This is a genomic window from Phosphitispora sp. TUW77, from assembly GCF_048453025.1.
Lineage (GTDB): Bacteria > Bacillota > Thermincolia > Thermincolales > UBA2595 > Phosphitispora.
This window is the reverse complement of sequence record NZ_CP156677.1, coordinates 1,939,086-1,958,751: the sequence shown is the minus strand read 5'-3', so window position 1 is coordinate 1,958,751 and position 19,666 is coordinate 1,939,086. Positions and strand designations below refer to the sequence as shown.

The window sequence follows — 19,666 nt, the reverse complement described above, 5'->3', positions numbered from 1 at the left end:
AAAATTATAAGGGGTGAAATTAATGGATCTGATTGCACTGGAACAGCAATCGTTCACGGCAACTTTTATTGCCTACGGAGTGGCATCACTGATTTATGTAATATACCTGGCATACAAAAATGAGAGTTTCGCCCGCCTGGGAACCATTGCTGCAATAATCGGCCTTATAACTAACACGGCATTTCTGTTTTTGAGATGGAAGATAAGCGGTCACGCTCCTTTCGTTAACGGCTATGAGTTCCTGCTTTCTTTTACATGGGGCATTGCGGCCATATATCTGTTTGCCGAATGGCGCTACCGGATGAGGATTATTGGGGCATTTGTAATGCCTATTGCCTGGTTTATCCTGGCTTGGACAGCCATGAGTATGCCTGAATATGCAAAAAATGCAGGCAATCTGATGCCGGCCCTGCAGAGCAATTGGCTGACCATTCATGTTGCCACAGCGATGCTGGCATATGGAGCCTTTGCCCTGTCATGTGGAACCAGTATCATGTATATTATTAAGAAACTAATGGAAGATAATAATTCCAGGAGTAGCTTCAATAAACGCATGCCTTCACTTGACATCCTGGATGATATTAGTTATAAGGCCATTGCTGTTGGGTTTCCTCTTCTGTCAGCTGTGATAATTACCGGGGCTATATGGGCCGAATATGCATGGGGCCGTTATTGGAGCTGGGACCCCAAGGAGACATGGTCCCTGATTACCTGGCTTGTTTATGCCGCCTATCTGCATGCCCGCTTTACTTATGGGTGGCGGGGCAATAAAGCAGCCTGGATGTCTGTTTTGGGATTTGTCTTTGTCTTGTTTACCTTCTTTGGAGTAAACTATTTCCTGTCAGGGCTTCATGCTTATGGAGGGCTTTAAGAGATAGGTTCCGGAAATCAGCAAGCCATGGCAGGTCCATGGCTTGTTAATGTTTTTGAGTTTATGCAGTAACAACATGGAAAAGATTTTTTCTTGGATAGAGCAGGCCTTTGCGTTATAATAAGAACTGTGGTTTTGCAGGAATATTGTATATTTCAGAGAATATATACACAAAACTTTCGAAAAAAGCCTGTTTAGGGAAGTGGTTGGGTTGTTTAACTATTATCCTGTATATTTAAACCTTGATGGGAAAAAATGCCTGGTAGTGGGCGGCGGTAAGGTAGCCGAGCGAAAAATCAGGAGTATTCTGGAGGCAGGCGCCAGGGCATATGTGGTCAGTCCTGAACTTACAGATTGGCTGGAAGAAGCTGCTTTAAAGGGCAAAATTACAGCAATAAGAAGAAACTACACCACAACTGACCTGGAAAATGCTTTTATAGTCATTAGTGCTACAGATTCCCAAGTTATTAACAGCAGGGTGGCCAGTGAGTGTCGAGACCGGAATATCCTGGTGAATGTAGTTGACTGTCCTGCAGACTGCAATTTTATAGTCCCTGCTGTTTTCAGACAAGGGGCTTTGAGTATCAGCATTTCCACCGATGGCAAAAGCCCCATGCTGGCCCGTCGTATCAAGGAAGATATGGAAACCAAATTTGGGCCTGAATACCACGAGTTTTTAGAGCTGATGAGTAATCTAAGAGAACAAATTATAAAGAAATTTTCTGATGAGGAACAGCGCAGAGATATGTTTAAAAAACTGGTCTATTCAGATATTATACAATTATTAAAAGACGGTCAGCGTGAAAAAGTGAAGGAGCGGATAAGTTATGTACTTGGTAACGATTGGACTCAATCATAGGACTGCACCGGTTGGATTCCGCGAGAAACTTAGCTTTACCGAAGATTCGCTTCCTAAGCATTTGGACAAGCTGACAGCCAATGGGATTGTCCGCGGTTGTGTTATTTTGTCTACCTGTAACCGTACCGAGATTTATGCTGCCGTTTTGGATGTTGATAAGGGACTGACCAAAATACGAGAATACCTTACCAAATGCTGCCGCTGTGATCGCAGCGAACTAAACAATTATCTCTACACTTACACTTTGTTTGATGTCATTCCGCATCTTTTTAGAGTTGTATCCGGACTTGATTCCATGATTCTTGGAGAGACCCAGATTTTGGGCCAGGTTAAAAAAGCTTATCAGGTGGCATGTGAATACGGTGCCACCAATAGGGTTTTGAATACTCTTTTCCAGCAGGCAATCGCTGTTGGTAAGCGGGTAAGGACTGAAACCATGATTAACCGCAATGCCGTATCTATTAGTTATGCTGCTGTTGAGCTGGCCAGACAGATTTTTGAAGGATTGGATGGCAGAACAGTACTGGTTTTAGGGGCAGGCAAAATGAGTGAACTTACTGCTAAACACCTAGTGGCTAACGGAGTAGAGAGTGTTATCGTATCCAATCGTTCTGCTGTTAAGGCTGAGGCGCTGGCCAAACAATTTGGCGGCAGGGCGGTACGGTTTGATGCACTCCATGACCATATGACTGCTGTTGATATTATAATTACGGCAACTGCAGCAACCCATTATATCCTGGAAAAACAAGACCTGGAAAAAGTTATGCAAATGAGAAGCGGAAAGAAAATTTTTATCATAGATATTGCGGTTCCCAGGGATGTTAATCCTGCTGTAGCTGAAATTCCCGGGGTTAACCTTTTTGATATTGATGAATTGCAGCATGTTGTTGATAAAAACCTGGATGAGAGGAAAAAGGAAGCCAATAAAGCAGAAAAAATCATTAAAGAAGAAATTGACGAGTTCTGGAAATGGTTAAGTATGCAGTTTGTTACTCCAACCATTGCTTCACTTAAGAACCGTGGCGAAGAAATCAGGCAGAAAGAAATGCAAAAAGCTTATAACCGCTTGGGTAATATTACAGAGAGGGAGAAAAAGATTATCAGTTCCATGACAAACTCTATTGTTAATCAATTGCTGCATGACCCGGTAATGGAGCTGAAGAAGTATGCTTTGACAAAACAGGGGCACCTTTATACTGAAATTCTGCAAAACCTGTTTAACCTTGATGTTCCCAAAGAAAAGCAATTTGCTGCACAAAGCCAGGAGCATAATCATGCAGTTGGTGATGAATAAAGCATTTAATAAATAAGACCTAAATAACTGTAGTTGATTTGGAGGTAAAATCATGGCAAGGGAAATTATAGTTGGTACCAGAGACAGTGCTCTGGCCATGTGGCAGACAAACTGGGTTGTTGATAACCTTAGGAAGCTCAATCCTGAGTATTCTTTCCGGATTGTGAGCCTGAAAACCCAGGGGGATAAAATTCTTGATGTGGCCCTGGCAAAAATCGGTGACAAGGGTTTGTTTACCAAGGAACTTGAAGTAGGGATGCTTGAGGGTGATATTGATCTTGCCGTACACAGTATGAAGGATTTACCGACTGTTCTGCCCGAAGGTTTGATAATAGGATGTATATGTGAAAGGGTAGATCCAAGGGATGTGGTTATCTCCAGGGAGGGCAAAACTCTTGAAGAACTGCCTGATGGGGCTAAGGTAGGTACAAGCAGCCTGAGGAGATGTGCCCAGCTTTTGAAGTTCAGACCTGACTTGCAGCTGGAACCTCTAAGGGGCAACCTTAATACAAGGATGGCCAAATTGGAGCGTGATAATCTTGATGCCATAGTTCTGGCAGCGGCTGGAGTCGAACGTTTGGGCTGGCGGGCCAGGATAACTGAATACCTCTCAACAGATATTAGCTTACCTGCCGTTGGACAAGGTTCAATTGGAATAGAGGTCAGGGAAAATGACCGGGAAGTTTGTGATATTGTCGGCAAACTTAACCATTTTCCGTCACAGGCTGCTATTACGGCTGAAAGAGCTATGCTCAGGAAACTTGAAGGCGGCTGCCAGATTCCTATCGGAGCGCTTGGGACAGTAGCCGGTGATAAGTTAACTCTGGAGGGTGTTGTGGCTGGTCTTGACGGTAAAGAACTGATTAAGAACAGTGTGTCCGGTCATGTTGATGATGCTGTCATATTGGGACAGCAGCTTGCTGAAAAGCTTATTGAGATGGGAGCGGATAAAATCCTAAAATCTGTAAGGCAGGAGTTATTATAATTATGAAAAATGGCAGAGTTTATCTAGTAGGTGCGGGTCCGGGAGACCCAAAGCTTATTACTTTGAAAGGCCTGGAATGCATTCGGGCCGCAGATGTAATCGTATATGACAGATTGTCCAGTCCCCGGTTATTATCTCATGCACAACCGGGGGCAGAACTGATTTATGCTGGAAAATCTCCTGTCAGGCATACCCTGAAACAGGATGAGATTAACAGTGTTCTTGTTGCCAAGGCCCGGGAAGGGAAAACGGTTACCAGGCTGAAAGGCGGCGATCCCTTTGTATTTGGCAGGGGTGGTGAGGAAGCGGAATTCCTCTTGAAACATGATATCCCTTTTGAGATAATTCCCGGAATTACTGCCGGGATAGCAGTTCCCGCGTATGCAGGGATTCCTGTAACTCACCGCGATTTTAATTCCACCTTAGCATTTATTACCGGAAATGAAGACCCAACCAAAGAAGATACATCAGTTGAATGGGATAAGGTTGCCACTGGATGTGGGACCATCGTTTTTTATATGGGGATGAACAATCTCCCATATATTGTAGAAAAGCTTACAGCTAACGGGAGGCCGCCTGAAACCCCTGCAGCTGTTATCAGGTGGGGTACCAGGCCTGAACAGAAAACCGTGACAGGTGTTCTCGGCAATATTGTGGAAAAGGCACGGGAGGCCCGTATGGGACACCCATCAATAATTGTTGTTGGTGAAGTGGTTTCATTGAGAGAAAAGCTAATGTGGTTTGAACAGAAACCTTTGTTTGGGAAAAGAGTCTTAATTACCCGTTCACGCAGCCAGGCAAGCTCACTTGCTCAGGAAATAGAACTCCTGGGTGGAGAACCTTGGGAGTTTCCAACAATTGAAATTACCGCCCCTGATGATTATGGCCCTATGGACAAGGCCATAATGGATATTGATTCATATGACTGGCTGGTATTGACCAGTGTAAATGGTGTTCAGGGTTTTATGGAACGCATGAAAAACCTCAGAAAAGATATCAGGAACCTAAAAGATATAAAAATTGTTGCCATTGGCCCCAAAACAAGGGAAGAAATAGAGAAATACGGGGTCTTCTGTGAATTCATGCCTGATGAATTTGTTGCTGAAGCAATAATTGACGTATTCCGGGGAGAGGATATCAAAGGCAAAAAAATCCTGCTGCCCCGTGCCGATATCGCCAGGAAGGTGCTGCCTGATACACTTGAATCCATGGGAGCATTTGTTGATGAGGTAACTGCATATCAGACGGTTATGGGTTCCGGAGATACCATGCAAGTGGCTAAAATGCTGGAGGAAAAGCGTATTCATATCTTAACTTTCACAAGTTCATCAACTGTGAAGAATTTTGTCAAAAAAATTGGGGCAGACAATATTCCTAACCTTATAGAAGGTGTGATGGTTGCCAGTATCGGGCCGATTACCTCGGCGGCAGCAAGGGAACTGGGCCTGGAGGTTACCGTTGAGGCAGAGGAATATACTATAGATGGCCTGGTTCAGGCTGTTTTGGATCATATTAAAAGACAGGAGGCGGATTAAATGGGTTTTCCGGTTGTAAGGGCGAGAAGGCTGAGGAGTTCTGAAAACATGCGCCGTCTGGTCAGGGAAAACCACATCACAACTGATGACCTTATATATCCCTTGTTTGTAACAAACGGTGCCGGTATAAATAATCCCGTGGCTTCAATGCCGGGGGTTTTTCAGCAGTCAGTTGACAAAATATTAATGGAAACCGATGAGGTAGTTAAACTGGGCATTCCCGGAGTGCTGCTGTTTGGGATCCCTGCCTACAAAGATTCACAGGGTTCTTCAGCTTATGATGAAAATGAGGCTGTACAGCGGGCTATCGGGGAAATCAAGCAAAGACACCCTGACCTCTTGGTGATTCCGGACCTCTGTATGTGTGAATATACCAGTCACGGGCATTGCGGCATACTTGATGAAAAAGGTAATGTGATTAATGACGAGACAATTGCGGTGCTGGCTAAAATTGCCCTGTCATATGCGGCGGCAGGAGCTGATATAGTAGCTCCTTCGGATATGATGGATGGGCGGGTTGCAGCTATTAGGAATGCCCTAGATGCTAATGGTTACAGTAATATTCCCATTATGTCATATTCAGCCAAGTATGCTTCAGGGTTTTACGGGCCATTCCGGGATGTTGCCGAATCCACCCCGCAGTTTGGGGACCGCAGGGGATATCAGATGGACCCGGCCAACAGCGATGAGGCCCTGAAAGAAGTTTGGCTAGATATTGAAGAAGGGGCGGATATTGTGATGGTTAAACCGGCCCTGCCTTACCTAGATATCATCAGGAGAATTAAGGATGAGTTTAAAATGCCTGTGGCAGCTTATAATGTTAGTGGTGAGTTTGCTATGGTTAAAGCAGCTGCCCAAAACGGGTGGCTTGATGAAAAAAGAGTTGTTATGGAAGCGCTTACCGGTATGAAAAGGGCCGGGGCGGACATTATTATAACTTATCATGCAAAAGATGTTGCCAAATGGCTAAAGGGGGAACAGTAATGATTATTTCTTGGAACACAACAAATCAATGCAATATGTACTGTGACCACTGTTACCGGGATGCCGGCGCCAGGGCGGATGAAGAACTGAATACCGCAGAAGGTAAGGCCCTGCTTGATGAGATTAAGAAGGCCGGGTTTAAAATTATGATTTTCAGCGGTGGGGAACCCTTTATGAGGCCTGATATTTTCGAACTGGTAGAATACTCAAAAAAACTGGGTTTGATTACGGTTTTTGGCACTAATGGCACCTTGATTACCCCTGAGGTAGCTGAACGGTTGAAAGAAATCGGTGTGGATGGGGTTGGCATAAGTCTTGACAGCCTTGACAAGGAGAAACACGATAAGCTGAGGAAATTTGAAGGAGCTTGGGATGGGGCTGTGCAGGGGATGAAAAACTGCCAAGCTGCAGGAGTGCCTTTTCAGGTCCATACAACCTTGATGGACTGGAATTGGAACGAAGCTGAGGCGATTACCGATTTTGCCATTGAGCTTGGGGCTAAGGCCCATCATTTCTTTTTCCTTGTTCCTACCGGCAGGGCCAAAAATATTGAGGAAGAGTCCCTTAGGGCTGAACAGTATGAGGAAATCTTGACTCGAATTATGAAGAAACAACAGCAAGTCGATATTGAATTGAAACCAACCTGTGCTCCTCAGTTTATGAGGATTGCCAAACAAATGGGTATGAACCTCAGGTTCGGTCGCGGCTGTCTGGCCGGTACATCATATTGTATTATCGGTCCAAAGGGTAAAGTTCAGCCATGTGCTTATATGGATATGGAGGTCGGCAATGTCAGGGAAACCCCGTTTAGTGAAATATGGGCTAACAGCGAGGTCTTCCAGACCTTGAGGACCTTGGATTATAAAGGTGGCTGTGGCAGCTGTGGCTACAAGAAAATTTGCGGGGGCTGTCGTGCCAGGGCCGCATTTTATAATAACGGCGATTATATGGCAGAAGAACCATGGTGCCTGTATCAGGGAAGAAAAGGTTATTGAGGCGGTTAGCCGTGATGACAGCATAATAAAGCATATTGACGGCGCGAATATATTGAAGGGTGGTACAAACATGCATAAAGGCTTCAGTAAATCCGTCAAATTTTTTGAGGAGGCTCAAAAGTATATTCCTGGTGGGGTCAACAGTCCGGTGCGGGCCTTTAAATCTGTTGGACATGACCCTGTTTTTATCGATAAGGCCCTTGGTGCAAAAATTTTTGATGTTGACGGAAATGAGTACATCGACTATGTAGGGTCATGGGGCCCTATGATTCTCGGACACCAGCATCCGGAAGTTGTTATGGCTTTGAAATCATACTTGGATAAAGGGACCAGTTACGGAGCACCAACGGAGCTGGAGACTGAAATGGCGAAAACTATTATTGAGGCTTTTCCCGCAATGGATATGGTTAGAATGGTCAATTCGGGAACAGAAGCGACCATGAGCGCTTTGAGGGTTGCCCGGGGATATACCGGGAGGAACAAGATAGTCAAGTTTGAGGGGTGTTATCATGGGCATGCCGATTCACTGCTTATCAAAGCAGGTTCGGGAGCGTTGACCCTTGGAGTCCCCACCAGTCCGGGGGTACCGGAGAATATTGCGATTAATACAATTACAGCCCAGTTTAATGATCTGGAAACTGTTGAAAAAATATTTGAGTTGGAGGGTGAGGACATTGCGGCTGTTATAGTGGAGCCGGTACCAGGGAATATGGGTGTTGTCCCGCCACAGCCAGGATTTCTGGAAGGACTCCGGGAAATAACCGGTAAATATGGTGCTTTGTTAATATTTGATGAAGTTATGACAGGATTCAGGGTTGCTTATGGCGGGGCCCAGGTGCGTTTTGGCATTGAGCCGGATATGACTTGTCTCGGCAAGGTTATCGGAGGCGGACTTCCGGTAGGAGCTTATGGCGGAAGAAAAGAAATTATGGAAAAAATTGCACCTTCGGGGCCTATTTACCAGGCTGGCACTTTGTCAGGGAATCCACTGGCAATGACAGCAGGGTTGGTTACATTAAAACAGCTTCAGGCCCCTGGTATCTATGATGAACTGGAGAAAAAGGCCGCTAAGCTGGCAGAAGGGCTTGCTGATGCAGCAGATAGGACCGGAGCTGGTGTTTCTTTTAACAGGGTAGGATCAATGGTCTGTACTTTCTTTACAGGTGAGCCGGTGATTGATTTTGTATCTGCCTGTACCTCTGATACCAAGAAGTTTGCTGCCTTTTTCAGGATAATGCTTAAAAAGGGAGTTTACCTGGCGCCGTCACAGTTTGAGGCTGCTTTTGTCTCCCTGGCACATTCTGATGCAGATATTGAGAGGACGATTGAGGCATCTTATGAGGCTTTTTGTGAGGTCTCATAAAACTTAAACAGAGATTTTTCAAAAAACAGAGGGAAAACGTAAATTTTTGTCGAATAATAATAAACTGGTAAGGGGTGGGCACTGTGATAAACAGAAGGAACTTTATCACAATTTTGCTTGCAGTGGCATTTGTTGTTATTGTCTATTTCTCTGTAAACCGTACTCAGCACGGTAATCCTGACCTCTGGATTAAGGAGCACGGGGAGGTCACTGAACGTCGCGGGGACCCTGATAGGTTTTGTTTAGACTGTCATAATAAAAAGTTTGGCCACACCAAAGAAAACTTTTGTAATAAGTGCCATATATCAAAAAACATAGACCCGGTAGAGTAATATTGGGTTGATAGAGAGGGCATAACACTATGGCGGATGCATATGAAATTTTTTTGGATGGATTAAAGAGAAAAAAAGGCCTGGATTTAACTGGTTATAAACGTCCCCAGATGGAGAGGCGTATAAACAGTTTGATGCGGAGCTTGAAAATCACTGATTACAGCACTTATCTTGAAGTGTTGGAAAAAGAAATCGGCTATTGGAGAAAATTTCTTGACACATTGACTATTAATGTATCGGAATTTTACAGGAACCCTGCTCAGTGGAAGGTCCTGGAGGATAAGATTTTACCTGAGCTGATTGAGATGTCTCGGTCACTAAAAATATGGAGTGCAGGGTGTTCCACCGGTGAAGAGCCGTATACCTTAGCAATGGTTATGATGAATCGTTTCCCCAATACAAACTTTACTCTGCTGGCAACTGATGTTGATAATGAGGTATTAAATAAGGCCCGGATGGGGGCATATAACGATAAAGCTGTATTAAATCTGCCACAGGATTATATCAGCAAGCATTTTATCAAAGAAGGCAGCAATTTTATTATAAAAGATGATGTGAAAGCAAGAGTCAAATTTACAAAACATAATCTGCTGACAGAGGAGTTTAACAATAATTTTGACATGATATTATGCCGGAATGTGGTTATATATTTTACTGAGGATAGTAAGGCACAGCTTTATCGGAAGTTTTATTCCGCCTTAAAGCCAGGTGGGATTGTCTTTACTGGGAGTACTGAACAGATATTTCATGCCAGGGAAATCGGTTTTTCTCTTATATCGTCATTTTTCTACCAGAGAGGAAATTAGCAGCCAGGAAGGTAATGAAACAATTAACAATATTCACCCTTAGCGGAGGGGGATTAATTATGTCTGATGAAACAATTTTTGCCCTGGATATTGGTACTAGGTCAATAATAGGGGTCATAATGCAGGAAACCCCCAAAGGTCTTGAGATTTTGGCGGCAGAACAAAGGGAACACCAAAACAGGGCTATGATCGATGGTCAGATACACGATATTGATCAGGTTGCCAAATCGATTAGTATTATTAAGGATAAACTTGAGAATAAAATAGGTCAAACTCTTAAACAGGCAGCTGTGGCTGCAGCGGGACGGGCTCTTAAGACTACGAGGATTAAAGTCAGTGCAGATATTCCAGAGTACCGTGAAATTCACCGGGATGACATCCTCAGGCTTGAGCTGCAGGCGGTGCAGGAAGCCCAAAGCCGTTTGGCTAATGAAGAAGATAAGCAGACAGCAGAGTCTCTGAATTATCACTGTGTTGGTTACAGTGTAGTTTATTATGAACTTGACGGCTATAAAATTGGCAGTTTGTACAGTCAGAAAGGCAGAAGCATGGGTGTTGAGGTGATTGCAACTTTTCTGCCCAGAGTTGTTGTGGATTCCCTTTTTGCTGCTCTTCAGAAGGCCGGTTTAGAAATGGCCAGTCTTACCCTGGAGCCTATTGCCGCGAGTTCGGTGGTAGTCCCTCCAAGTATGAGACAGTTGAATATTGCACTGGTGGATATAGGAGCCGGCACTTCTGATATTGCTATTACGGATGATGGTTCTATAGCTGGTTACGGAATGGTTCCGGTAGCAGGTGATGAAGTAACCGAGAGGATTTCTGAAGTATACCTGCTTGATTTTAACACTGCCGAGAGGATTAAGAGGTCTCTGCAGGATAACAGTGAACTTGGTTTTACCGATGTCCTGGGAATTGAGCATACTGTTTCTGTTAAGGAGATTATTGATGTTGTTGGGGAATCTGTACAGGTTTTAGCCAAAAACATAAGTGAGAAAATAATCGAACTTAATGGAAAGACGCCACAAGCTATTATTTGTATAGGAGGAGGAAGTCTTACTCCACTATTAAAAGATTCACTGGCAGATAACCTGGGGCTTACCAGGCAAAGAGTGGCAGTCAGGGGCCGGGAGGCAATTTCTGAAGTATTTGGCACCCAGGAACTGATGGGACCGGAGGCCGTGACTCCAATTGGAATAGCTGTGACAGCATATGAACATAAAGGCCTTGGTTTTGCCAAGGTAATGGTTAATGAACGGCAGATTAGGCTTTTTGAGGTTAACCGTGGTACGGTAGCCGATGCCCTGCTGGCAGCCGGAATCAGTATGCGTAAGACACAACCGCGGCTGGGAATGGCCCTTACTTTGACAGTGAACGGGGATTTGAAAATCATCAAAGGTGGTAAAGGTAAACCTGCAGTTATTCGCCTTAACGGGGAAGATGTTACCATTGATGTCCCGGTCAAGCATAATGATATTATTGAATTTGTGGAGGCCCGTAATGGTGAAAATGCCAGCGGCCATATTCATGACTTGGTACCCCATCTTTTTCCTTTGAATATTTCTGTTAACACCCAGCCTTTTGTAATTAACCCTGTGATTACTATGAATGGTAAACCTGCTGCTTATCATGAAGAGCTTATCGACAATGCCAGGATAGTTTACTATTTGCCCAGAACCGTGGCAGAGGTTATGGAAATAGCGGGCTATGGTGATCCTGAAGAATGTTATATATATATTAATGAGCGCTTGGTTGATTCTATGACTGAAGTTAATGACGGGGATGACATAACCTTGGAAAGCGCTGTTGAATCTGAAATAATCGAAGAAGTTGTTCAGGAAGATGATGCAGCTGAGCCTGTAGATACAGTGGCTTCATCAGCTGAACTCCAACCTGATTTTAATAAGTTTACTGTAGTTACAGTTAATAATGAAAGGGTGGATATTCCCGGAGAGGAGGCTATTTTAACAGATGTACTGACAAGGATTGATTTGCAGTTAAGGCCTCCGGAAAATGGAATGAGGCTTGAGCTAAGAGTCAATGGAATACCTGCTGAATTTACAACACCTCTTAAAACAGGTGATAATGTGTCATTAGAATGGAAATAATGATATAATTTTATAAAAAAAATTGTATATGACGGTATTCGACATTTTCTCCGAAGGATTTTTGCATCAATTCCTCGAAGAAGAAAAAAACGCACTTAAGGATAAATTGTTAATTTGACCCAATAAAGTGTGGGAGAGATGGAAATGTGGACTAACCGTCGCGAATTCCGAAAAATGATTCGGGAAAAACAAAGAGAAATGTACCGCCTGGTTAACGAAAAAGGTATGCAGGACCCGGATGTTTATAACAAGAGTTGTGAACTTGATTGTTTAATAGTGGAGTATATGAAAAGATACAACTCTTATATAAGCTTAAGCATGTTCAATAATTATTATTGATTAGTTATTTTTAGTAATTTTAGTTGTTTTTTTTTGGCCATACTCCCTGTTATTTTTATTATCCTACGTATTATATTATGAGAATAACCGCATATTTTGTAACCGAAAAGGCAAACCTAACGAAAGTTAGGGACGCAAAGCCATGGGTCTAAAAGCTTATGCTATGACAGCCAGGCTGCCGACAAACCGTTTCCGTCTGCTTTTTCTGGTAAGCAAGACGGATTTATTATTTAATAAATGACAGAAAAGGGGGCGGGGTTTATGCGGAGATTACCGATAAGCAAATTGAAGTCTGGTATGATTTTGGGCAAAAGTCTTTATTCAGCTAATGGTGGTGTTTTGCTTTCTGCCGGGACCGAACTTGACTCTACATATGCCAAAAGGCTGCAGGCTTTAGGATTTCCGGCAGTCATTATAATTGACAGTTTTTGTAAGGACGTCGAATTTCCTGATATAGTTTCTGATGGCACAAGAATAGATGGGATTATAAAAGTAAGAAGGGTTTTTGAAGAGGCTAGAAAGTTCCAAAAGATTGATACCAAACTAGTTAAGGATTTGGTTAACAAGCTGGTTGACGAGGTTCTGCAAAACAGGGAGATGCTTTTTGAGTTTCCTGATTCTCGTTCCTATGACAGCTATATGTATGCTCACTGCCTGAATGTGTGTATACTATCACTGCGCATCGGGATGGCCTTAAACTATAATGAGGTTCAGCTCAGAGACCTAGGGTTAGGGGCGGTTATGCATGATGTCGGTTCCATTTTTATTGACTCCAAGCTGATAGATAAACCAGGCAGTTTGTCATCCACTGAATTCAGTCAGATACAACAGCACAGCATAAAAGGATTTAATCTTCTGAGAGACCAAAAAGACATTAACCTGCTGGCGGCACATGTTGCCTTTCAGCACCATGAACGGATAGATGGGACAGGATACCCGAGGGCCCTAAAGAATACTGACATTTGCGAATTTGCCAGAATTGTAGCTATTGCTGACCTGTTTGATGCTCTTACCAGTGATCGTAAACATCGGCAGGCTTATAGCAACAGTGAAGCTATTAAGATGATTAAAGTAGAAGCCGGGCTTAAAATAGACAAAGTACTAACAGAGCTTTTCCTGCACAATATTGCTTCTTATGCAGCCGGTTCTTTATTGGAGCTAAGCTCTGGTGAAATTGGGCTGGTGGTATCCAACAAGAGGCAGTACTTAGAAAAACCGGTGGTGAGAATTGTTGCTGAAAGCACCCAATCTCTTATCAGTTCCGCAAATGTACAGGAAATTGAATTGGCTAAAGAACCCGGTCTGACAATAGTCAGGGAGTTGCAGCCTGACGATGGATTTACTGACAAGCTTAGGGATATCCATAACCGGGAGAAGAAAGTTGTAAACTCATAGGCGGAGAAAGGAGCTTCCTATTAAAACAATGGAAATTCTAGTTGTCACGGCAGCAATTATAACTAGTGACGGCAAGTTCCTCATAGCTCAGAGGAAGAAAGGCTCTCACCAGGAGATGAAATGGGAGTTCCCCGGAGGCAAGGTAGAGCACGGAGAAGACCCCGAAGCCTGTTTGGTCAGAGAACTTAAAGAAGAGCTTGACATTACTATTGAAGTGGGAGATATTTTCAAAGTCGTGTCCCATGTTTATGAAGACAGGCATGTTATTCTGCTCTGCTATCTTTGCAGTTTAATAAGCGGCCAACCGGCTTGTATTGATTGCAGGGACTGGAAGTGGGTTGCACCGGAGGAAATGCTGAAATACGATTTTGCCCCGGCCGATATTCCGGCTGTAAACAAGTTGATAGGGAAGTAAGAGGGTGCTCAGGATTTTATGGGACACCCTTTTTAATTAGCGTGCATCTGCCAAGGAATATATGTTTCAAATAAAACATATACTTAATTAAATTTGCAGTTTGATTTTTGTTAGTAGAAAGGATGAATAAACATCTTAAAAAAAATAATTTTAGCTTTTATTACCATTATGCTGCTGGTGTTTATATCCGGATGCTCCGGGAGCAGTATTTCCGAAACCGGTGGTAAAAGCAGTGCAGGTTCCAGCCCTGCTTCGGATACAGGGGTAACTATAAAGGCAGCTGCAATAAAAGGCCCGTCTGCTTTAAGTATGGTTCATATGATTGAGAATGACCAATTTTTGAATGAAAAAGTAAAGGTACAGTATATCATCAAAGATAACCCGGAGACAGTAAGGGCAATGTTGGTCAATTCAGAGGTTGATATTGCCACAATTCCGACCAACCTTGCTGCAATATTATATAATAAAGGGGTAAAATACCGGGCTGCAGCTGTTGTTCTTTGGGGAACCCTATATTTGGTGGGAAAAAATGATATAGATGTTCAAAAATGGAGTGACTTGAAAAATAAGAGGATTTACCTTATGGCAAAAGGGATGACACCTGATATTTGTTTCAGGTATATGCTTGAAAAAAATGGTATTGATCCTCAGAAGGACGTTATACTTGACTACAGGTACCCAATGCCACAGGACTTAGCCGGCGCTGTTGCAGCGGGCAGAGCGAACCTTGCCGTTTTATCAGAGCCAATGGTAAGCACTCTGCTTGCCAAAAACAGCAGTTTGAAAATAATCCTTGATTTATCCAGGGAGTGGGATAAGAGTACGGAAGACCAAATACCCTTGCCCCAAACCTGTGTTTTTGTAAAAAATGATTTCGCTCTCAAGTATCCTGAAATTGTGGCAGTTTTTTTGAATGAGTACAAGAACTCCATACAATGGGTTACTGCAAATACTAAAGAAGCCGGGGAACTGGCGGTAAAGCACGAAATAATGCCAATGGCAGAAGTGGCTGCAGATACTATTCCAAGATGCAACATGAGATATGAGGATGCATTTAATGTGAAAGGCGGCATCAATGCTTACCTTAAGGTTTTTTATGATTTTAATCCCACTATTGTAGGAGGCGCCCTGCCAGATGAAGGATTATATTACAAAAGGTAGGGAAATAGCGTTATTTTCTGTTGTGTTGGTAATTATTTTATGGAAAATAATATCTTTGACTATTGCTTCAGAGCTGCTTTTACCCGCACCTGAAAAAGTATTTCTGGTTATGGTAAAGCTGGTTACATCTGTTGGATTTGCTTGCTCGGTGGGGTTTACAGTGTTGCGGGGCCTTCTTGGATTTGTAATTTCACTGGTTATGGGGATAATAACCGGAATTATGATTGGTTTGAACAGAACATTTGATGTAATGATAAAACCGGTTTTGGTTGCCATTAGGGCAACACCGGTTATTTCTATTATTCTCTTAGCCCTGATATGGTTAAGTGCTGACCTGGTACCGGTCTTGATTGGTTTTCTGGTAATGTATCCTATAATTTCGACTAATGTTGCAGAAGGGATAAAGAGTGTAGACAGGGAATTGATAGCAATGGCTAAAGCATACCGGGTTAAAACCTCAAGGCTTATTCGTGAACTATATATCCCGGCAATTTCTCCTTTTATTATTGGAGGAATTTCCAATGCTGCCGGAATCGGATGGAAAGCAGTAATTGCCAGTGAGGTTTTAAGCCAGCCCGGATATGCTATAGGAACCCGGATGCATACTGCCCATTCATACCTTATAGTGGCAGAATTAGTTTCCTGGACAGTCATAGCTGTTATTTTAAGTTATATATTTGAAACCCTGATACGGTTCATTGAAAAAAGGGTTGTGGCTTGGAGACAAGAAATATTATGAATTTGAATATCAGCGGTCTTAACAAAAGTTTTCCCGGTGTTAATCTTTTTAAGGATTTCAGAATTGAATTTAAGAGAAAAATGATAACCGGTATCTTGGGACCTTCCGGTTGTGGCAAAACAACCCTGCTTAATATGATTACAGGAACAATTGAACCTGACTCGGGAGAATTTTTGGGTTTTGCAGGGAAAAGGATTTCTTATATTTTTCAGGAACCTCGGCTGCTTCCGTGGAAGACTGTTACTGAAAATGTAGAGTTTGTCTTGAAGGATATTTATCCAAAAACTGAAAGGGGCACAATTGTTTCAAGCTTGCTGGAAATGGTGGGTCTAGTGAAATTTGCAGGTTACTATCCATGGCAGCTAAGCAGCGGGATGAGACAAAGGGTCTCTGCAGCCCGGGCATTTGCCTATCCATCAGATATCCTGGTTATGGATGAACCATTTCGGGCATTGGATATAAAACTCAAAATGTCCCTGATTAAGTCATTTCGAAAGCTATGGGACATTGACAAAAGGACAGTAATATTTGTGACTCATGATGTTGATGAGGCCCTTTGGCTGTGTGATGAAATTTATGTTTTTAGCGGCCCGCCGGTAAGTATAATAAAAATTATAACAGTTACACAAAATGATAGAGAATATTTTTCAGATAACAATTTGAAAACAGCTGTTAAAAACGAGTTCTATTTGTTAATGAAGGAGTGATATTAAATGATTACAATTAATATACCCGGATGCCGGGAGATCAATCTGGAGAATCTGGTTTTAGATTTTAACGGCACTCTTGCCTTTGATGGCAAGTTGTCCTGTAAGACCAGAGAATTGGTTAATGAAGCTGCCGAGTTATTAAAAGTATATGTTTTAACAGCAGATACTGTTGGTACTGCCGGACGGGAGTGTGCCGGGTTAAAAGCTGAATTGGTGTTGGTTAATAAGGATAACGGCGGACCTGATAAAGAAGCCTTTATTGAAAGGATTGGAGCGGGCAAAACAGTCGCATTCGGTAATGGTGTTAATGATGTGCTGATGTTGTCCAAGGCAGCGCTGGGTGTTGTGGTTATGGGGCCGGAGGGCTGTGCGGGACAAGCCTTGGTTAAGGCAGATGTGGTGGTCAAGGATATTGATGAAGGGCTGGGTTTGCTGCTGAATCAGAATAGATTAGTTGCTACTCTGCGGAAATAAAACCGGGAAATTGGTTTATTATCTGCTTCGTTCCATCCAGCCGATTTGTATTATACCCCTTATTATAGAAAGTGGCACAGAGGTATTATTGTAAATCTCCATGACAGTAGCATCGGGGTTGGTTTTGATGAATTGTGAAATTATGACATAATATTGTTTTGCTGTGCTTAGGCAGTTTTTACAGAAAGGCTCTGCAGAAACGTGACCACAGATAATGCAGTTATATTGTTGGCGCATTAGGATTCCCCCATAGAATTGATTATATGACAATTAATTCAACAAAAAATTGGGATATCCTTCCGATGCCAAGAAAAATGTCATAACTTGTCGGATTTTAAAATAAAAGGTGTGGTGTGGTTTAACTAACTTGTTTTATTTGAGTTTGAGGAATCTTAAACCTTACATAAAAAGTAGTCCCTGTCGAACCTGTTTTCACATCTATCTTCGCATTATGCTTATGGGCAATACTATAGCAAACTGATATACCTAAACCTATTCCGTTATCCTTAGTAGTTACAAAAGGCGTTCCTAATTTATCAATAACTTCTGCCGGTATCCCAATTCCTTCATCTTCAACAGATAAAACAACCTCATTTTCACTAACGTAAGTACTTAATGTTATGACCCCTGATGGTGGTGATGCCTCAATTGCATTTCTAACAAGATTAATGACCAACTGCTGAATTTCCTTTTCATTTAGAGGTATATTTGGTATATCACCCTTGTTAAAAACGATTGCATTATCTTCTTTCACCGCATCTGATTTTAATAGCGGAAATAGAGTGCCAATAATTGAATTAAGAGAAGTAGGCTGCAGTTCTACAACCCTATCTTTTGCCAATGAAAGAAATTCGGTAATAATGGAATTTGCCCTGTCAAGTTCTTCAATCATTATTTCATAGTATCCTTTTTTCTCACTATCAGTTTCATTGGCCGAAAATAACTGAAGAAATCCTCTAACAGTAGTCATTGGATTTCGAATTTCGTGTCCAATTCCCGCTGCCATTTGACCAACTAAGTTTAGGGAGTCTAAACGTGCCTGAAGTCTCCGCTGTTCGAATTCAGCTTGTTTAATATGTGTAATATCATGCGCTGTTTCCAAAACACATAATTTACAATTAAACCTTATTAGATTTGCAGACAATAATACAATTTTTTTGTTACCTGATTTTACTTTGAGTTCCATTTCAATATTTTTATAATACCCATTATGGAATAATTCCTTAATTAATTTATTGCGTTGTTCGGGGTTGAAATATAAGTTCAAGATTGATAGGGAGTTGATTTCTTCCCGGTTATAACCAAACGTTTCTAGGAAAATCTCATTAGCCTGGATAATTGTTCCATCATCAATTGATGTAATTGACATGGGAGAAGGACTTAAATTAAATGCTTTTCTGAATAATTCGTGTGAGTGTTTTAATTCTTGCTCTATAAGTTTGCGCTCGGTAATCTCGGTAGAAAATATTGAAACACCATCATTTGAGGGAAACGTACGAACTTCAAACCATTTTTCATTATTAACATTTGTTATTTCCTTACTAAGATTAATCTGAAAATCCATGGATTCTTGAATTAAATTATACATCATAGTTCTATTTTTGGTTTTTGGAAAAACATCCCAAAAATATTTTCCTGCCAGCTCCTCTTTGGATTTATGGTACAATTTTTCTGCATTCTTATTGACATAAATAATTTTCCAGTTATTATCAAGAGCAGAAAAAGCATCAGTTACCCGGTTTATTGCTGTAGATAAGTTGTCATTATTTGTTTTTAATGTTTTCGTTAATTTGCGTAATTGAACCAGTTCGTCAATTAACTGTTCTCTTGTTTTATCAATATCTCTCACGATAACCAGCCCTCTCAATACAACAATTAAAGAATATATACATTATAATATATTAACTAATAACTAGTCTTAAAAAGCCTGTCGAAATATGTGTGGTCTTTTACTAATTTAAGCAATGGCCAGAGCGACTCAGATTTTCAATACGGTTGATAAGAATGAGAAAATTTCCACTGAGTGTATTTATATAGCGGATAAGAAAGACGTTGATCTGGGGAAGCGCGTTTTCAGGTTGCGGTTTAATTTAGGAACAAGCAATACCAGAAACTGAAACTTTTATATCTAATGAAGATGTTGCTGGATAAAACTGATGATGAGCATTCATTTTCGGTCCAGGATATGATTTCTGAGCTAGGGCTATATGGAATCAAAGCCGAAAGAAAAAGTATCTGCCAGTAAGCATGAAGCCAAGCAATTGCAACGGCAGGTCTTTGTTTCAAATCGCGTGAAGACAATGA

19 protein-coding genes and 1 riboswitch are annotated in these 19,666 nt (G+C 42.0%); of the genes, 18 read left to right on the top strand and 1 reads right to left on the bottom strand.

Features of this window, described 5'->3' with window-relative positions:
* Positions 1-22: 22 nt before the first annotated feature.
* From ccsB to ABFY19_RS09375, 18 genes are all read left to right on the top strand, one after another.
* A complete protein-coding gene (gene ccsB / locus ABFY19_RS09460) occupies positions 23-871 on the top strand; it encodes a c-type cytochrome biogenesis protein CcsB (protein ID WP_418790412.1) in 849 nt (282 codons plus the stop codon).
* 211 nt (positions 872-1,082) lie between these two features.
* Positions 1,083-1,730 (top strand): precorrin-2 dehydrogenase/sirohydrochlorin ferrochelatase family protein, encoded by a 648-nt coding sequence (locus tag ABFY19_RS09455; protein WP_418790411.1) that lies wholly within the window; start codon positions 1,083-1,085, stop codon positions 1,728-1,730.
* The gene (gene hemA / locus ABFY19_RS09450) at positions 1,699-3,024 is read left to right on the top strand and encodes a glutamyl-tRNA reductase (protein ID WP_418790410.1); all 1,326 of its coding nucleotides are present in this window, start codon (positions 1,699-1,701) and stop codon (positions 3,022-3,024) included. The genes ABFY19_RS09455 and hemA overlap by 32 nt, the downstream gene beginning before the upstream one ends.
* A gap of 52 nt (positions 3,025-3,076) precedes the next feature.
* Positions 3,077-4,009, top strand: coding sequence for a hydroxymethylbilane synthase (hemC, locus tag ABFY19_RS09445; RefSeq protein WP_418790409.1), 933 nt, complete (start codon positions 3,077-3,079; stop codon positions 4,007-4,009).
* A gap of 2 nt (positions 4,010-4,011) precedes the next feature.
* Positions 4,012-5,544, top strand: a complete 1,533-nt coding sequence (cobA, locus tag ABFY19_RS09440) for a uroporphyrinogen-III C-methyltransferase (protein WP_418790408.1) — start codon at positions 4,012-4,014, stop codon at positions 5,542-5,544.
* Entirely contained in the window at positions 5,545-6,528 is a 984-nt protein-coding gene (gene hemB, locus ABFY19_RS09435) for a porphobilinogen synthase (protein ID WP_418790407.1), read from the top strand. It begins immediately after the preceding gene.
* Positions 6,528-7,523 carry a putative heme d1 biosynthesis radical SAM protein NirJ2 gene (nirJ2, locus tag ABFY19_RS09430; RefSeq protein WP_418790406.1) on the top strand — a complete coding sequence of 332 codons (996 nt, stop codon included), beginning with the start codon at positions 6,528-6,530 and terminating at the stop codon, positions 7,521-7,523. Before hemB ends, nirJ2 begins: the two co-directional genes overlap by 1 nt.
* A 70-nt stretch (positions 7,524-7,593) precedes the next feature.
* Positions 7,594-8,886 (top strand): glutamate-1-semialdehyde 2,1-aminomutase, encoded by a 1,293-nt coding sequence (gene hemL / locus ABFY19_RS09425; protein WP_418792577.1) that lies wholly within the window; start codon positions 7,594-7,596, stop codon positions 8,884-8,886.
* A gap of 83 nt (positions 8,887-8,969) precedes the next feature.
* Positions 8,970-9,218: a hypothetical protein gene (locus ABFY19_RS09420; RefSeq protein WP_418790405.1), complete on the top strand. Its 249-nt coding sequence runs from the start codon at positions 8,970-8,972 to the stop codon at positions 9,216-9,218.
* 29 nt (positions 9,219-9,247) lie between these two features.
* Positions 9,248-10,024 (top strand): CheR family methyltransferase, encoded by a 777-nt coding sequence (locus ABFY19_RS09415; protein ID WP_418790404.1) that lies wholly within the window; start codon positions 9,248-9,250, stop codon positions 10,022-10,024.
* A 59-nt stretch (positions 10,025-10,083) separates the two neighbouring features.
* Complete coding sequence (locus ABFY19_RS09410; RefSeq protein WP_418790403.1) at positions 10,084-12,129, top strand: cell division protein FtsA; 2,046 nt, start codon at positions 10,084-10,086, stop codon at positions 12,127-12,129.
* Positions 12,130-12,273: 144 nt separating this feature from the next.
* The gene (locus ABFY19_RS09405; protein WP_418790402.1) at positions 12,274-12,468 is read left to right on the top strand and encodes a Spo0E family sporulation regulatory protein-aspartic acid phosphatase; all 195 of its coding nucleotides are present in this window, start codon (positions 12,274-12,276) and stop codon (positions 12,466-12,468) included.
* Positions 12,469-12,567: 99 nt separating this feature from the next.
* Positions 12,568-12,651, top strand: a riboswitch (cyclic di-GMP riboswitch).
* 78 nt (positions 12,652-12,729) lie between these two features.
* Positions 12,730-13,863 (top strand): HD-GYP domain-containing protein, encoded by a 1,134-nt coding sequence (locus tag ABFY19_RS09400; protein ID WP_418790401.1) that lies wholly within the window; start codon positions 12,730-12,732, stop codon positions 13,861-13,863.
* Positions 13,864-13,891: 28 nt separating this feature from the next.
* A complete protein-coding gene (gene mutT, locus ABFY19_RS09395) occupies positions 13,892-14,278 on the top strand; it encodes an 8-oxo-dGTP diphosphatase MutT (protein ID WP_418790400.1) in 387 nt (128 codons plus the stop codon).
* A gap of 168 nt (positions 14,279-14,446) precedes the next feature.
* Positions 14,447-15,439, top strand: a complete 993-nt coding sequence (locus tag ABFY19_RS09390) for an ABC transporter substrate-binding protein (RefSeq protein ID WP_418790399.1) — start codon at positions 14,447-14,449, stop codon at positions 15,437-15,439.
* Positions 15,414-16,178: an ABC transporter permease gene (locus tag ABFY19_RS09385; protein WP_418790398.1), complete on the top strand. Its 765-nt coding sequence runs from the start codon at positions 15,414-15,416 to the stop codon at positions 16,176-16,178. Before ABFY19_RS09390 ends, ABFY19_RS09385 begins: the two co-directional genes overlap by 26 nt.
* Positions 16,175-16,885 carry an ABC transporter ATP-binding protein gene (locus ABFY19_RS09380; protein ID WP_418790397.1) on the top strand — a complete coding sequence of 237 codons (711 nt, stop codon included), beginning with the start codon at positions 16,175-16,177 and terminating at the stop codon, positions 16,883-16,885. Before ABFY19_RS09385 ends, ABFY19_RS09380 begins: the two co-directional genes overlap by 4 nt.
* Positions 16,886-16,891: 6 nt before the next feature.
* Complete coding sequence (locus ABFY19_RS09375; protein WP_418790396.1) at positions 16,892-17,362, top strand: HAD family hydrolase; 471 nt, start codon at positions 16,892-16,894, stop codon at positions 17,360-17,362.
* 358 nt (positions 17,363-17,720) lie between these two features.
* Here the strand turns inward: ABFY19_RS09375 and ABFY19_RS09370 are convergent, their stop codons facing one another.
* Positions 17,721-19,211 carry a PAS domain S-box protein gene (locus tag ABFY19_RS09370; protein ID WP_418790395.1) on the bottom strand — a complete coding sequence of 497 codons (1,491 nt, stop codon included), beginning with the start codon at positions 19,209-19,211 and terminating at the stop codon, positions 17,721-17,723.
* Positions 19,212-19,666: the final 455 nt, after the last annotated feature.